The organism is Mucilaginibacter sp. AK015 (assembly GCF_014200785.1).
GTDB lineage: Bacteria > Bacteroidota > Bacteroidia > Sphingobacteriales > Sphingobacteriaceae > Mucilaginibacter.
In genome coordinates this window covers 46,584-62,149 of the sequence record NZ_JACHCV010000005.1, presented here as the reverse complement: position 1 = coordinate 62,149, position 15,566 = coordinate 46,584, and the positions used below count along the sequence as shown (strand labels likewise).

General features: G+C 44.4%; 13 protein-coding genes. 8 read left to right on the top strand and 5 right to left on the bottom strand.

The annotated features are described in order from the left end of the window. The first annotated feature begins 39 nt into the window (after window positions 1-39). From HDC91_RS17665 to HDC91_RS17630, 8 genes are all read left to right on the top strand, one after another. Window positions 40-1,818, top strand: a complete 1,779-nt coding sequence (locus HDC91_RS17665; protein WP_255476786.1) for a M23 family metallopeptidase — start codon at window positions 40-42, stop codon at window positions 1,816-1,818. 1 nt (window position 1,819) lies between these two features. Next, window positions 1,820-2,278, top strand: a complete 459-nt coding sequence (gene bcp / locus HDC91_RS17660) for a thioredoxin-dependent thiol peroxidase (protein ID WP_183554450.1) — start codon at window positions 1,820-1,822, stop codon at window positions 2,276-2,278. 141 nt (window positions 2,279-2,419) lie between these two features. Then, on the top strand, window positions 2,420-2,974 hold the full coding sequence (locus tag HDC91_RS17655; protein ID WP_183554448.1) for an RNA polymerase sigma factor: 555 nt from the start codon (window positions 2,420-2,422) through the stop codon (window positions 2,972-2,974). A 51-nt stretch (window positions 2,975-3,025) separates the two neighbouring features. Beyond that, window positions 3,026-3,847 carry a hypothetical protein gene (locus HDC91_RS17650; RefSeq protein WP_183554447.1) on the top strand — a complete coding sequence of 274 codons (822 nt, stop codon included), beginning with the start codon at window positions 3,026-3,028 and terminating at the stop codon, window positions 3,845-3,847. Window positions 3,848-3,859: 12 nt separating this feature from the next. Continuing rightward, the gene (locus tag HDC91_RS17645) at window positions 3,860-4,330 is read left to right on the top strand and encodes a hypothetical protein (RefSeq protein ID WP_183554445.1); all 471 of its coding nucleotides are present in this window, start codon (window positions 3,860-3,862) and stop codon (window positions 4,328-4,330) included. 184 nt (window positions 4,331-4,514) lie between these two features. Further along, a complete protein-coding gene (locus HDC91_RS17640; protein ID WP_183554443.1) occupies window positions 4,515-5,738 on the top strand; it encodes an aspartate aminotransferase family protein in 1,224 nt (407 codons plus the stop codon). Between the two features lie 222 nt (window positions 5,739-5,960). Then, a complete protein-coding gene (locus tag HDC91_RS17635) occupies window positions 5,961-8,237 on the top strand; it encodes a glycosyltransferase family 4 protein (RefSeq protein ID WP_183554441.1) in 2,277 nt (758 codons plus the stop codon). After that, window positions 8,238-9,245, top strand: a complete 1,008-nt coding sequence (locus HDC91_RS17630) for a glycosyltransferase family 4 protein (protein ID WP_183554439.1) — start codon at window positions 8,238-8,240, stop codon at window positions 9,243-9,245. A gap of 111 nt (window positions 9,246-9,356) precedes the next feature. Here HDC91_RS17630 and HDC91_RS17625 read toward each other — a convergent pair whose 3' ends face one another. The 5 genes from HDC91_RS17625 to HDC91_RS17605 all read right to left on the bottom strand — a co-directional run bounded on the left by HDC91_RS17625 (window position 9,357) and on the right by HDC91_RS17605 (window position 15,561). Next, complete coding sequence (locus tag HDC91_RS17625; protein ID WP_162429163.1) at window positions 9,357-10,826, bottom strand: glycosidase; 1,470 nt, start codon at window positions 10,824-10,826, stop codon at window positions 9,357-9,359. A gap of 169 nt (window positions 10,827-10,995) precedes the next feature. After that, the gene (locus HDC91_RS17620; protein ID WP_183554437.1) at window positions 10,996-11,916 is read right to left on the bottom strand and encodes a DUF58 domain-containing protein; all 921 of its coding nucleotides are present in this window, start codon (window positions 11,914-11,916) and stop codon (window positions 10,996-10,998) included. 49 nt (window positions 11,917-11,965) lie between these two features. Beyond that, window positions 11,966-12,679, bottom strand: a complete 714-nt coding sequence (locus HDC91_RS17615) for a DUF2490 domain-containing protein (RefSeq protein WP_183554435.1) — start codon at window positions 12,677-12,679, stop codon at window positions 11,966-11,968. A gap of 125 nt (window positions 12,680-12,804) precedes the next feature. Further along, window positions 12,805-13,827 (bottom strand): hypothetical protein, encoded by a 1,023-nt coding sequence (locus HDC91_RS17610; protein ID WP_183554433.1) that lies wholly within the window; start codon window positions 13,825-13,827, stop codon window positions 12,805-12,807. Between the two features lie 12 nt (window positions 13,828-13,839). Next, window positions 13,840-15,561: a glycosyltransferase family 39 protein gene (locus HDC91_RS17605; protein ID WP_183554431.1), complete on the bottom strand. Its 1,722-nt coding sequence runs from the start codon at window positions 15,559-15,561 to the stop codon at window positions 13,840-13,842. Between the last annotated feature and the right edge of the window lie 5 nt (window positions 15,562-15,566).

The window sequence follows — 15,566 nt, the reverse complement described above, 5'->3', positions numbered from 1 at the left end:
AATCACCGTCATTGCGAGGTACGAAGCAATCTCAAAACTATGCTTTTTCGTCCTGCATACCGGCTACCTGGGTACCAGGAGATTGCTTCGTACCTCGCAATGACGGGACGGCGAACCCTGCTGACTGTTATCTCGGCTCTCTTTAGCATTACCACACACGCCCAGGATGTTATCCAGAGCAAGCAATACCCAAAAAACCAGTTCAGGTACCCATTAGACCTGCCGCCAAGTACTGCAGGTTCATTTGGCGAGCTCAGGCCAAGCCACTTCCACTCGGGGCTTGATTTTAAAACCAACCAGCGGATAGGTTTTCCGGTACACGCCGTTTATGATGGCTATATATCAAGGGTCAGGATACAGTTTGGGGGCTTTGGTCAGGCGTTGTACATTACGCACCCTAACGGCTATACCAGCGTTTACGGCCATATAGATAGCTTTACACCACAGGTTGCCAAATACATACGCGATTACCAGTACAAAAACCAAACCTACGAGGCAGACATTGCCGTACCGCAGGGACTGTTTAAAGTTCAAAAGGGAGATATTGTGGCCATATCAGGTAACAGGGGCGCATCTGCCGGCCCACACCTGCATTTTGAGATAAGAGATAGCCTGACGGAAGAAACCATCAACCCCCAACTGTTCGGGCTCACCATCCCTGATACGCGGCCGCCTGCCCTTACCGCTGTTGGCATTTATCATTTAAACGGCAACCCATTTAGCGATAAAACACCAAAAGAGTTTTTGGCCTTAACAGGCTCAAATGGCAATTATCACTTGTTAAAACCACAAGTACTAAACCTTAGCGGTAACACGGGCTTTGGTATCACCGCTTACGATATGAACAGTGCATCCATGAACCGCAACGGCCTTTATTCGGTTGAGCTAAAGCTGGACGGCATTGCCATGTATACCTTTGCCGTTGAGCGGTTCGCGTTCGACCAAACGCACGCCATTAATGCCTACATAGATTACCCCGCGTTTATCTCCTCGCGCCAATGGATGCAAAAATGCTTTATACTGCCCGGCAGCCGCATATCCCTGTACCCGCAGTCTATCAACAGGGGTATTATGGCCTTTAATGATGATGCCCTGCACGAGGTGCAGTTTATAGTAAAGGATATAGCGGGCAATACATCAACCCTCACATTAAAAGTACAATCGAGCACCCAGGCAGCCAACCTTATGCCCGATAAGCCCACCGGAACACTGTTTCGCTATGATAAGAAAAGCGAGTTTGCCAACGTTAAGGTTAGGGTGAGTGTTATGCCGGGCAACTTGTACGACGATCTGGATTTTCAGTATGCCGCTCTGCCGGCTAAACCCGGGGCTTTGTCGCAAACGCACCGCATTCACAATAAATTTACGCCTATCCACGACGAATACGACCTGTGGATAAAACCCGATGTAACCCTTGGGGCCAGCGCGGGCAAGGCCGTAATAGTTAACGCCGCCAGCGGCAGCATTGGCGGCACTTACGAAGATGGGTATGTAAAGGCTAAAGCGCATACCTTTGGCGATTATTATATTAAGCTTGATACTGTAGCGCCACGTATTACACCTATAAACATCCATAACGGAAGTAACCTGCGTGGCATAAGGGCAATTAAGCTGCGTATAAGTGATAACCTTAGCGGAATTAAAAGCTATACCGGCCGTATTGACGGCAAATGGGTGCTGATGGAGTGGGATTATAAAACTAAAATATTAAGTTATACATTTGACGATACAATAACTGCCGGGAAACATACTTATGAATTTTCGGTAACAGATATTAAAGACAACGTTTCAACATTCACAGCAGAATTTACCAGGTAACATGGCAACTTTAAAACAAGGCGATAAAGCGCCAAACTTTACGGCTAACGATCAGAACGGCCAGCCGGTTTCGTTAAGCGATTTTAAGGGTAAAAATGTCATTCTTTACTTTTACCCAAAAGATGATACGCCCGGCTGCACTGCCGAAAGCTGCGATTTCAGGGATAATTATCAGTCGTTATTAAGCAAGGGGTTTGAAGTGATCGGGGTAAGTGTAGATGATGAAAAGTCGCATAAAAAATTCGAGACCAAATATCAGCTGCCGTTTACCCTTATTGCTGATACAGAACACAGCATTGTAGAAGCCTACGGCGTTTGGGTTGAAAAAAACATGTATGGCAAAAAATACATGGGCACCGCCCGTACCACCTTTATTATCAACGGCGACGGTATTATCAATAAAGTAATTGATAAGGTTGATACAAAAAATTCATCGCAGCAGGTGCTCGATCTGTTATAAGCCAGTCGGCCCCTTCTCCGCTGGTTAGCGGAAGGGCTTTAGAGATTAAAAGCCTGCCATGCCGGGGTAGATTTAGAAGAGGCTAAAACATATATCAAACAAAAACGCTTTATATTTATTTAAAAGAATAAATTTTAATAGATGGCCATTCAGGCAGAAGACGAAGAAATATTAAGCAAGTTTAGGGACGAAAAGACCCGCAACGAAGCGTTTAACCTTTTACTGAAAAAGTATCAGCAAAAAATATACTGGCACGTGCGCCGTATGGTTATTGACCACGACGATGCAGACGATATCGTGCAGGACGTATTTATCAAAATATGGAAAAACCTGCCCGGCTTTCGTAACGATGCGCAGTTATACACCTGGATGTACCGCATTGCTACCAACGAGTGCATTACTTTTTTAAACAAGAAAAAGCAAAAAAACAATGTATCGCTGGATGATGTGAACTATGAACTGGCCGATACCCTATCGGGCTCAGACCATTTCAGCGGCGACCAGATACAACGGAAATTGCAGGAGGCTATACTAACCCTACCGGATAAACAACGGCTTGTTTTTAACATGAAATACTTTGACGATATGAAGTACGAGGAAATAAGCGATGTTTTAGGTACCAGTGTGGGCGCTTTAAAGGCATCATTTCACCTCGCGGTTAAAAAAATAGAAGCATTTATAACATCAACTGATTAATTTTTAAATTAGCGTTAAACCTTTTGGAACATTATTCATCTATAACAGTGTATGAAAAGCGATATGGAGAATAACGAATGGACCGACGAAGAAATGTCACTTAAACGGTTTAATAAAACAAACCCGTTTACTGTGCCATCCGGCTATTTTGAAGAGGCCGGTGAACGCATATCATCCCTGGTAAAATTAAACCAGCTTAAGGGTGACGATATGGGACAGGGCTTTGCTGTACCGCAAAACTATTTTGATGAGCTAACTTCTAATATACAAAGCAGGATAAATATCGACAGACTTGCGGGTAACGGCGAAAAAGGTTTTACTGTACCACAAGGATATTTTGAAGAGCTTACACATAATATACAAAGTCGCATCAGCATTCAGGCTGCCGTAAACCCGGCAGAAACAGGCTTTGCGGTTCCGCAGGATTATTTCGGCAACCTGCAACAGCAAATAACCAGCAGGATAGCCGTTGAGGAGGTATTAAATACCAATGCACCCGCCTTTGCTGTACCCGAGAATTACTTTGAAAAGCTTAACCAGGATATTTTAAATAAAACGGTTAATAAAGAGACCGTGTTGCGTAAAACTATTGTGCGCAAACTGTGGGCATCCAATACGTTTAAATATGCTACCGCGGCATGCCTTGCTTTAATAGTTGGTGCAGGCGCATTTTTAAGGGAAGCGCCACAACCGCTTACCCATACGCAAACCCTGCTGCATAAACAGGTATCGAACATTCCGGTAGACGAAATAAAAGACTATCTTGAATTAAATGTAGATGCCAATGATACCCGTAGCTTAATTGGTAACGATAAAGAAATTAATACTGACGCCCTGGATGCCGACCTGCAGGACTATATTGATGTTAATTAACACTACTTTTTAATGAACAGGCTGTTTGGATATATTTTATTTTTATTAGTATTTGCAATAGGCAACCACAACGTCGTAGCGCAGGTAAACAGCTTTCGCCGGCCTTCATCTGCGGTTAAAGCAAAAACGCGCAATCCAAAGCTTCAGGCAGTACGCGATAAGTTTATAGGGCAGCAGCTTGCACTTACTTCAGATGAGTCGCGCAAATTTTGGCCGGTATACCGCCGGTATCAGCAGGATCTGATGGCTGTTACTATATTGAAACGCCAAAACAATTCCAGTTCTACAGCCAATGGCATGGACCAGATAAACAGAGAGCTGGAGCTGGATAATCAGATGGTTGAAATCCGGAAGCACTATCGCGATGAATTCTTAAAAATATTGCCCCCCGAAAAGGTAAGCACGCTTTATAAAAGCGAGGTTGAATTCAGGAACGAACTTATCAAACAGTTCAGCGAGCGCAGTATACGCGCAGGTAATTAGAATTGTTGAGAGGTTGTGACCTCCTTTAAAAAGTTTTTGAAGCAGTGCTCCGGCATTGCTTTTTTGTTTGGGCAAATTTAGTGTACTGTCATTTTGATTTTACGGCCTGACATTTCATTGTTACCATAAAAATCATCCTAACTTTGCAGCTTTAAAACATTTCAACCTCACAACAACTTACACCATGCTTACGCTACGCCAGCTTTTTTTGAACAACAACGCCCAAACAACTCATTTCCCGTTGTTGCTGGAGTTTGAACGCGCAGAAGGTGTGTATATGTATGATAGCGAAGGCAAAGCGTATACCGACCTGATATCGGGCATTGGGGTAAGTAACCTGGGTCATGGTAATCCTAAAGTAGTGCAGGCTGTTAAACACCAGGCTGATAAATATATGCACCTGATGGTGTACGGCGAGTATGTACAAACCCCACAGGTACGCTTCGCCCAAAAGCTGGTTTCTGTTTTACCATCCACACTAAATTCTGTTTATTTTACCAACTCTGGTGCCGAGGCTGTTGAAGGTGCTTTAAAATTAGCCAAGCGCTTTACCGGGCGGCAGCAGATCGTGGCTTTTAAGGGGGCGTATCATGGCAGTACGCACGGCGCCTTAAGCGTTATGGGCAATGAGGAGTTTAAACAAGCTTACCGGCCTTTATTGCCGGGCATAAATTTTATTAGCCTTAACCATCTGCCGGAGCTTGATCTTATCACTGAACAAACCGCCTGCGTAATCCTCGAAACCATACAAGGCGAGGCTGGCATACGCGTACCTGATGCGGGGTATATGCGGGCCTTACGCGAACGCTGCAGCCAAACGGGCACATTACTCATATTCGATGAGATACAGGCCGCCTTTGGTCGTACGGGTAAGCTTTTCGCTTTCGAACATTTTAATGTAGTGCCCGATATATTGCTGCTGGCCAAAGCACTTGGCGGTGGCATGCCGGTTGGGGCTTTTATTGCTCCGGTTAATATTATGGCAGCCCTTAAAGAGAACCCTATACTGGGCCATATCACTACCTTTGGCGGGCATCCTGTATGCTGTGCCGCCGGCCTGGCGGCACTGGAGGTTTTGCTTGAAGAAAACCTGACAGAACAGGTAGCTAAAAAAGAAGCATTTATCAGGCAGCGCCTGGTGCATCCGGCCATTAAACAAATACGCGGCAAGGGCCTAATGCTCGCCGTTGAATTTGAAAGTTTCGAACTGAACAAAAAAATAATCGACCGGTGTATACATAATGGCGTAATTACCGACTGGTTCCTGCATTGCAGCAATGCCATGCGTATTGCCCCGCCTCTCATCATAACCGGGCAGCAACTGGCTCATGCATGCGATATCATTATGGAGGCTATTGATTCTCAAACACATACAGTTCAAATAGCGCCTTCCAGATCACGCGTTTAAATTCTAATTAATAATTTAACTGTAAAAAGAAAGTTACGGCGCCGTTTTTGAGGTGATTGGTATAATTTATGCATATACTATGTACCCGTACAAATTGCGCCTATAACCTGTATAAATACTGTTTTTGAGGTCACCAGTGCATACTTTTCGGGTCAGCGATGGCTTAAATTTTATGTACAAGCTATCCCGGTGTTAAAACAATTGCAACTTCTACAAACAAACATGAAAATAGCCTACATATCAACCTATCCGCCCCGCGAATGCGGTATCGCTACCTTTAACCAAAATTTAATGCATGCTATCAATGCCAATTTTCCCGATAGGAAAAGCTCGCTTGATGGCGGATTTATAGTAGCATTAAATGATTCGGAAGATCTGCAGGAATATGAATACCCTGCCGACGTTAAATATGTTATCCGCCAAAACCATCAAAAAGATTATATACGCGCCGCTAACTTTATAAATACCAGTAATGTGGACGCGTGTATCCTGGAGCACGAGTTTGGTATTTATGGCGGAGAAAGCGGTATTTACGTTTTGCCTTTGATAAACCGTTTAGAGAAACCGCTGATATCTATTTTACATACCGTTTTAAAGGACCCAAGCTACGTACAGCGCATTATTATCCGCGAAATTGCCGAGCAATCGTCAAAGATAATTGTAATGAGCAAACGCGCTGTTGAGTTTTTAACTACTATTTATGATATCCCTGCCGAAAAAATTCAGATAATAGAGCATGGCGTACCTGATTTGGAAGCACCCGAGGTTAACCCCGTTAAAAGCTTAAGTCAGTTTAAAAACCACCGCGTACTGTTAACATTTGGTTTGTTAAGCCGTAATAAAGGCCTGGAAACGGTTGTTAAAGCACTACCTAAAATAGTGGCTAAACACCCTGATGTTATGTACGTTGTACTAGGCAATACCCATCCCGGGGTTATTAAAAATTCGGGAGAAGAGTACCGCGACCACCTTAAAAATCTTGCAGCGCAGTTAAAAGTATCACAGCACCTGTCATTCATTAATAAATTTGTGGCCGAAGATGAATTGATAAATTATCTTACCGCTGCAGAAGTGTATGTTACGCCATACCTTAACGAAGCGCAAATTACCAGCGGTACCTTATCATACGCTGTGGGTGCGGGTGCGGCGGTGGTATCAACGCCTTACTGGCATGCAACCGAACTGCTGGCCGATGGCCGCGGCCGCTTATTTGATTTCAAGAACGCCGATGCGCTTGCCGAAACAGTAAATGAACTGCTGGATAACGAGCACGCTCTAAACGAATTAAAGGAAAACGCTTACGAATACGGACTGCATTTGCGCTGGCCGGCAACCGGCGCCGAATATATACGGGTTGCGCAGGAGGCTGCAGCTACCCATGACTTTAGCGATAAAATACTTAAGAACAGCATAGTAGACCCCGAGATATTACCAAAGTTCAGCCTTGCACACATCTTACGTTTAACAGACGATACAGGTATTGTACAGCACGCTAAATACGGGATACCCAACTTAAAAGAGGGTTACTGCCTTGATGATAACGCGCGTGCGCTTATTATGGCCCTAATGGCCTACCAGCGCAATAAAAGCAATGATGCATATAAATTATTGCCGATATACCTCAGCTATATCCACTACATGCAAACAGAGGATGGTAATTTCCGGAATTTCTTGAGTTTTAACCGCCAGTATTTGGACGAGGTAGGCTCAGAAGATTCCTTCGGACGCACCATATGGGCATTAGGTCATTTGATCAGCTGCGCAGCAAGTAACTCCTATCGGGAGTTCGCGCTGGAGCTATTCCATAAATCGTACCCGCACTTTAAATCGTTAAAATATATAAGGGGGCAGGCTAACACCATTATTGGTATTGCTTTATACCTGCAGGCCTATCCTACCGATGAGGGCATGATAGCTGAACTGGTACGCCTAACCCAGCCGTTAATAGATGCCTACGAATCAACACGATCTGATGACTGGGAGTGGTTTGAAGAAAGCATGACCTATGATAATGCTATCCTGCCGCTGGCCCTGCTGCACTCGTGCGAGATAACCGGCAACCAGAAGGCCAAAGATATCGCCCTTAAAACCATGGCGTTTTTAGATAAGCTAACCCTGTCAAACGGGTATCTGAGCCCTGTGGGCAACGATGGCTGGTACTACCGCGGCGGTACCTTCCCTACTTTCGACCAGCAGGCTATCGAAACAATGGCCATGGTGCTTATGCATTTCCAGGCCTACCAGATCTTCCGTAAACCGCGGTACATCGAGAAAATGTTCCTGAGCTACAAATGGTTCCTGGGCGAGAATACACTGCGTGCGCCGCTGTATGACCACGAGACCAAGGGGTGCTGCGATGGCTTGCTACCCACCGGCATCAACCGTAACCAGGGCGCCGAAAGTACACTTGCTTACATGATATCGCACCTTACCGTATTAAAGGCGTTTGAACTGGAATACGAGTATAACAAGATAGATCAGCAGGTAAAGATGTGTTAAATGAGAGCAGCCGTATTAGCGCCCGTTGCCTGGCGCACACCGCCCAGGCATTACGGGCCATGGGAACAGGTAGCATCAAATATCGCCGAAGGCCTTATTAAGCTGGGGGTAGATGTTACCCTCTTTGCCACAGGTGATTCTATTACCCAGGGTAAGCTACAACACGTTTGCCGGCAAGGTTACGAGGAAGACCGGACGCAGGACGCTAAGGTGCTGGAATGCCTGCATATCAGCAACCTGATGGAACAGGCAGGTGATTTTGATATAATTCATAACAATTTTGATTTTTTACCGCTTACGTATACAGGATTAATCAATACGCCGGTAATAACTACCATTCACGGGTTTTCGTCGCCGCGCATAATACCGGTTTATAAGAAGTATAACGCACGTGGGCATTACGTTTCTATCAGCAACGCCGACCGCAGTCGGGAACTCGAGTATATTGCCACTGTTTACAATGGTTTAGATACAGACGCTTTTAAGTTTACCGAAAAACCGCAGGACTACCTGTTGTACTTTGGTCGTATCCATCACGATAAAGGCCCTGTTGAAGCTATACAGATAGCTAAAAAGGCCCAAAAAAAATTGATAATTGCGGGTATAATACAGGATGAAAATTATTTTAAAGACCGGGTTGAACCTCATCTTAACGAACAGATATCCTATATTGGACCGGCCGGCCCTGATAAGCGCAACGAACTTTTAGGCAGCGCGCTGGCGCTGCTGCATCCCATAAATTTTGCTGAGCCGTTCGGCATGAGCGTTGCCGAGGCTATGCTTTGTGGAACGCCGGTGATAGCTTTCAATAAAGGTTCGATGCCTGAATTGATACAGCACGAAAAAACGGGTTTCTTAGTAAATACGGTTGAAGAAGCAGTTGACGTTATTGGCCAGCTCAGTTCTATCGATCGCAAATACTGCCGGGAATGGGCAGGTTCGCAGTTTTCTAAAGAGAAAATGGCGAGTGATTATTTTAAGCTTTATCAGCGAATATTAGGATTTTAACCTCTTGTCATGCTGTGCGTAGTGAAGCATCTATTCACCGACGTGCTTATCGGCGATTGCAAAGTTGCTAATAGATCCTTCGCTATCGCTCAGGATGACAAGAGGCGAATATCAATCTATCCCGTCTTCCTTAAACCTGGCCAGCAACTCGTCAAGGTCAACTTCGGCAAATGATGTAGATGAATCTGATATGCCGTATGGTATAATAAGCTTATTATTATGTATCATAGACCCGCATGAATATAATACGTTTGGTACGTATCCCTCGCGCTCATCGCTGTTGGGTACTAACAATGGTTCTTTCAGGCGGCCAATTTCTATGGTGGGGTCATCCAGTTTAAGCAGGCTTGCACCTAGCACATAACGCCGCATTGGACCCACGCCGTGCGTTATTATCACCCATCCGTCCTTAGTTTCAATGGGCGATCCGCAGTTGCCTATCTGCACAAACTCCCACGTAAATTTAGGCTGCTGCAGCAAAACGGGCTTTTCCCAAATATTGATCTTATCCGAGTACATGATGTAATTGTTACATCCGTCTATGCGGGATATCATGGCGTAACGGCCGTTAATTTTTCGCGGGAAAAGCGCCAGGTTCTTATTTTGCGCTCCGGCACCGTACAAAGGCATTATTTTAAAATTGTAAAAATCGTTTGTTTGCAACAATTTGGGCATTATCAGCGAACCATCATAAGCGGTGTAGGTTGCATAGTAAACATATGTTCCGTCATCGTTCACAAACTTAACAAAACGGGCGTCTTCAATACCTTTGCGTTCGTACTCCGATATAGGGAATATTACCCGGTCAGAAATATCCGTGTCAAGCGAAAAAACAATTTCGTAATATGAATCTGCCAGCCAAAGCACCTTATCGTATTCTAACTGCATCAAATCATTTTCCTGCAGTTTCTGCGAATCAAGTATAATACGGCGCAGATTAGAATATTCAAAATGATGATCGAGTTTGTCCTCCAGCTCGTTAAGCACATTTATATTGATCTGCGTAATAGCTGCTTTTTCAAAAAAAAGCTTTTTGTTATATACAGCGTTGCGTACAATTTCGGCCTCATCGATGTAGCTGCCGGCCGGCATAACCGTGATCTGGTTATCCTTATCAATCATTGCCCTGCGAAAGGTTATAGATGAAATGTGCCCCTCACCTACCGCCCTAAAGCTGATAATAACACGCCTTTGGCCGTCTTCCATCTCTGTTTGATCTGGGTCTTCGATAATAGATGGGTTAAAAAAAGCAGCCGACTCGATAGAATATTCGTGGGTAAAATACGATCCTATCAGTAGTTTACGGTACACGGTAAGGGTATCAAAATCAATACCCAGTTCGTTAAAAAGAGGTTTTAACTTGCTGCAATGCCGGTTTAAAACCCGGGTAATGTTGCGGTGGCGCTTAGAGTATTCCTGCAGTAAGGGCGATACAATACCAAATGCTTCGTCTTCGCTGATGCCCATTACCCGTTGTAAAACCTCTTTAGCCCGGTCGTTCCCGTTAAAAAAAAATCTTGCAATTACACGCTTCGGATCAGGATTTACTCTTATTGGTTTTCGTTCTACAGAAAGTCTCATACAAAAAAGATGCGTTTATTCATTAACACCATGCCTGCTAAATTGATTTCGCCAATTTCACAAACGTTGTTAAATGTGTAAATAATACGTAATGGAGTCAAATAGTTTGTTAAAGTTTAAGTTATGTTCAATATAAAATTCATTTCGCCGTTTGCCGCTTGCAACGCGCTCAGATCATGTTGTTACGTTTAATAAGGTATTCTTTTAAAATACTGTTGTAACCTTGGTCAATATCGGCATCTACCAGGTGTATGTGGTACTGGGCGCACTTCAATTCAAGCTGGTGCCGGTACGCTCTCAGGGCCGATTGATAGCTCTCTCTGATTTTATTGGGATGTACGCGTACTTCAGCCCCGGTTTCTATATCGACAAAATGATGCGGGCGGTTATCAAAGTCGAACTCGAGCTCTTTTTTATGGCTGGTTACATTAAAAATGATCACCTCGTGCTTTTTAAATTTTAAATGCTGTATGGCGGCAAAAAGCTGTCGTGTTTTTTTGGCGTCAAGACTATTCTCCAGCATATCGCTAAAAACAATAACCATTGATCGCTGATGTATCCCGGCGGCTACGTGATGCAACACCCGGGCAATGCTGGTAGTAGTATTTCCCCGGGGGTTATCATACACCCTTTCAAGCTCGGCATACAGGTGAAACAGGTGCTTTGAGGTTGACCTGGCCGGGCTCATCCAATCCACCTTGTCCGAAAACAGGCACAGTCCGAAGGCATCGCGCTGTTTTTTAAACAAGTACATCAACGACGCTATGGCGTAGATGGAGAATTGCAGCTTGCTTGTACCATTTGCCGGAAAGTTCATACTCGACGAGGTATCCAGCAGTAAATAGCAACGCAGGTTGGTTTCTTCTTCAAACTGCTTTACAAAAAGTTTATCAGTGCGGGCCAGCAGTTTCCAATCGATATTTTTTACCGATTCGCCATTATTATACAACCTGTGCTCGGCAAACTCGACCGAAAACCCATGAAACGGACTTTGGTGCAGGCCGGTTATAAAGCCCTCAACAACCTGCCGGGCAAGCAACTCTAAGTTGGCCAGTTGCCGTATATGCTGGTCGTTACTAAGTTTGGGCATTATGCAATATATAAACTTTAACGTTTACCTGCACCGCTTATTTTTACTGTTAAAACCGGGTGTATATGGCCGCCTGTAAAACATGGTTAAAGTAAGTACCGGCCGTTTGCTGTACAAACTGGTTAAGGTAACCAACCTCTACATCGGCCTTTTTATGCACCCGGTATCCAACCGCTGCATAGGCGCGGTTCTGATCAAAAAAATGATTATTTACCTTATGGTTGTTTTGCACATTCACCATAACCTCGTTCTGCAGGCCTACAAACGGGCCCTTGGTAAAGGTTTCGGCTTTTTTTAGCGGGACTACGGCTCTTGCAAAGTAGCGCACACGCTGGGCAAAGTAGTGGTCGGTTTTATTGGTGGTGTTACCCAAAAAACGCTGTTCTAACCGTAAACGGTGCTGTAGCGTAGCGGCCTTGCTTATTTTTGTATTGATGATAAGCTGTTGCCAGATACGGCTCTCGGGCCGGAATGTTTTTGCCCCGGTTGGCAAATGGTTGTTGGCTGAGATATAAGCATAACCCAAAGCAGCCATTTTATTATTGTCGAAATAGTAGTTCACCGAAGGGCGAAGTAATACGTTTTGCAAATAATCGTAATGGTTTGCCGAGCGGAACTGAGCGTCAAACGACATGCCCCATTTATCTGAAAACTTTTGTGTGTGAAATAATGCCGCCCAGCCCGAAAAACGGTTTTGCTGCGCGAATAATTTACCAGGGATGGCCAAGCCGATAAGTAATAGTAGTATCAGTACTTTTTTCATAGGGAGATAGATGTATACGGCGAAGATAAAAAACTATACTTATCTGAAAAAAAGTTTATCATTCTAAGCAGTAGCCAGGGGATAGATACTGCGTTATCAAAGCCGATGTACAAGCCAAATGATTCCTAATCCTTAAACCTTGCCACCTGCTTACGGCCAATATCGTACGTTAGGCGGAATGCTTCCTGATTGCTGAACCGTCCCGGGGTGTTATGCAGGCTTAATACAAATTGCCCCCTTAACCCATTCGCTATAAACGGCGTATAAATAATATCTAAACGGTTATACGTTTTATACTGATAATAAGCATCACCAAAAGCAATGTGGTGGCCATCGCCTTTATAAAATTCATCGTTAAGGGCAAAGCGTTTATAGCTGGCGTAAGCGGCCAATACAAGGCCCTTTGGTTTCTGCCACCCGTCTATCCCCCGGCTGCGCTCTAATGAAAGCATGCCGCCTGCCTCGAAGCTAAGCGAATCTAAAAATGTTTTGTGGCTTAAGTTTGCGCCTAGCCTGATCTGCGCAGCGCCGTTATCGCGTATATGGTCATCAGGAATGGCGATTGCCGGGCCTGCATCGTGCAGCAAAAAGAAATAATGCGACACATAAAATGGCCCACTCAGCGATGGCTGGTACTTCCCCGAAAAACCAAACAGGAATTGCTCTCTGTCTACATTGGTTTGGCGGCTTACCCAGTCTATCCAAACAGTTTCGGTAATATGGCTGCTTTTAAATCGCGTTAGCAAACCCTCTACATTGGGCCGGTAATAACGCAGCGTATCATTCAGCATGGCGCGGGGGTAATCCGTGAGCAACCCTTCGCGCGAAAAAGCGCCGGCATTGAACAGCCATTTCTTTCCGGTATGGCTATAATAGGCAACCGGGTTTACCCGCACAAAAAAAGGGTTGCCGCCAAACTCGTGCAGGGCATTGGCGCCAAATACAAAATGATTGGCACTATCAATATTAAAACCAACATCGGCAGCGATGCGAACACCCGAATAGGTACGCGAGCGGGTCACAAACTCTTTATACTCGCGGTTATCAAAAAAGCCCATGCCGTTTATATGGAAATCTACATTTTGCGCCCTTGCAGCGCCTGCAGTTAATACTGTTATTAGTAAAATGAAGTATATCTTCCTGATCATGTTGTATCGTAATTATTCAACTGTAAACTTTATTATGCCGCTGTTTTTACTGCCCGTGAACGGCTCGGTACGTATAGAAAAAAACAAGTCGAATGTACCTTTGTGTATCGGGGCGGTTACGGTCATTTTATAATGCAGGCTTTGGCCCGGTGTAAATGCAAGGGTATTGAAAGCGCTATCAGCCGGCTGCACACTTACCGGTGTAACATGGGTAAAAAAGCAAGCCTCTAAAATCACCGGGTGCTTGTAACCTGCGTTGATAAAATTAACTGCAAAAGGATATGGATTAGTAACGGTAAGGTCAAAATGTACCTTTTGCCCGGGCTTGGCTTTTATTTCGGTTTTCCCCGCATCTATAGCTATCTTTTGGTAGGTACGGGTATCATCAACCCAACCGCCGTACCAGGTACCTGCATCGCATTTTATACTATCGGTAGTAACGCCCGGCATTTTGTACTTAAGCAGATAGTATGTACGCTGATGCTGTAAACTGTCTTCCATTGGCCAGATATCAAACATGGTGCGCCCGTAATAACGCGAATCGTATCCAAATCCTTTAAGGCTGTTGGTGTAAAAGCTGTACTTTGACGGATTTTGAAAACCTTCGTCCATCACTACGAAAGCGTTGCCGGCCTTTTGGCGTACCAGGTTCGCCCATTCATGAAAACCAAAATAGCTTTTTAGGGCCTCTGCTTTTTTAATAAAGGGGAAACCCGCTATCAACGATAAACGCAAAATGAGGATCAATGTAATGTTGGCTAAAGCCAGTAGGTAAAACCATCTCGCGTTAAAGTTCTCGCGTTTAAAGCTGATTAATACTAAACATATTAATGGAATAAATGCAATGAGCGTATAATGCGGCTGAACATTAACTTTTAAGGTGTTTAGCAGGAAAAAGCCAAAGGTGCCTACAGCATTTACCATCAGGCAACGGGTAAAAACATCCGTTATTTTTGTAGTAAAGCCGCGATAAAACAGGTACCAGCTAATCAAAGCGCCGCCAAGCAAAAGCTGCCCTAAAATAAATGTTGTGCTTATGCTGATATTGTACCCAAATGCCGACGAACGCTCGAACAGTTGATAATTTACCGCTGGGAATCCACGGTGCATTTGCCACAAGATATGTGGGGTGTACACGATAAGCCCGGTTATAATGGCCAGGTAAAACGTTTTCCGGGTAAATAATTTAATGTTTGATAACAGGGTGAACCCAACAAGCAACACGCCATGATACTTGCTGTAAAGCAAACAGGCAACTACCACCCCTATCATAAAAGCGGTTAGCCAGCTATCCTCATCAATATATCGCTGGTACAAGTAGTAAAACAATACCGCGAAAAAAAACAAAGGTGCATCGGGCGTACTGGTAAAGCCATATACATGAAAAATCAATACGCCGGAAATCAGCACTATAAACCATTTGGTACTTACAGCATATTTTTTTACGATAAGCCATAGCAGGTAGATGGCAAGGCTATTAGAAAGTATCGTTATCAGCCGAACGCCCAGTTCGTTATGAAAAAGCATATCGCCTGCTTTGATAAAAAGCGCCACCATAGGCGGATGATAGAAATACCCCCAATCCAGTTTTTGGGCAAACATCCAATAGTAAGCCTCGTCGGCGTGCAGTTCCAGGGTATAAGCTTGCACGGTGTTCAATATCGCCCAGCCTAATATAAAATAGCACAAGGGCCTGTTTAACTGTATTGAACTATTTAATTTAGCTGCCGGCATTGTTT

Excerpts from the sequence above, each read along its gene's own strand:
- HDC91_RS17665 (WP_255476786.1), top strand. The coding sequence starts at position 40 with ATGCTTTTTCGTCCTGCATACCGGCTACCTGGGTACCAGGAGATTGCT.
- bcp (WP_183554450.1), top strand. The coding sequence starts at position 1,820 with ATGGCAACTTTAAAACAAGGCGATAAAGCGCCAAACTTTACGGCTAAC.
- HDC91_RS17655 (WP_183554448.1), top strand. The coding sequence starts at position 2,420 with ATGGCCATTCAGGCAGAAGACGAAGAAATATTAAGCAAGTTTAGGGAC.
- HDC91_RS17650 (WP_183554447.1), top strand. The coding sequence starts at position 3,026 with ATGAAAAGCGATATGGAGAATAACGAATGGACCGACGAAGAAATGTCA.
- HDC91_RS17645 (WP_183554445.1), top strand. The coding sequence starts at position 3,860 with ATGAACAGGCTGTTTGGATATATTTTATTTTTATTAGTATTTGCAATA.
- HDC91_RS17640 (WP_183554443.1), top strand. The coding sequence starts at position 4,515 with ATGCTTACGCTACGCCAGCTTTTTTTGAACAACAACGCCCAAACAACT.
- HDC91_RS17635 (WP_183554441.1), top strand. The coding sequence starts at position 5,961 with ATGAAAATAGCCTACATATCAACCTATCCGCCCCGCGAATGCGGTATC.
- HDC91_RS17630 (WP_183554439.1), top strand. The coding sequence starts at position 8,238 with ATGAGAGCAGCCGTATTAGCGCCCGTTGCCTGGCGCACACCGCCCAGG.
- HDC91_RS17625 (WP_162429163.1), bottom strand. The coding sequence starts at position 10,826 with ATGAGACTTTCTGTAGAACGAAAACCAATAAGAGTAAATCCTGATCCG.
- HDC91_RS17620 (WP_183554437.1), bottom strand. The coding sequence starts at position 11,916 with ATGCCCAAACTTAGTAACGACCAGCATATACGGCAACTGGCCAACTTA.
- HDC91_RS17615 (WP_183554435.1), bottom strand. The coding sequence starts at position 12,679 with ATGAAAAAAGTACTGATACTACTATTACTTATCGGCTTGGCCATCCCT.
- HDC91_RS17610 (WP_183554433.1), bottom strand. The coding sequence starts at position 13,827 with ATGATCAGGAAGATATACTTCATTTTACTAATAACAGTATTAACTGCA.
- HDC91_RS17605 (WP_183554431.1), bottom strand. The coding sequence starts at position 15,561 with ATGCCGGCAGCTAAATTAAATAGTTCAATACAGTTAAACAGGCCCTTG.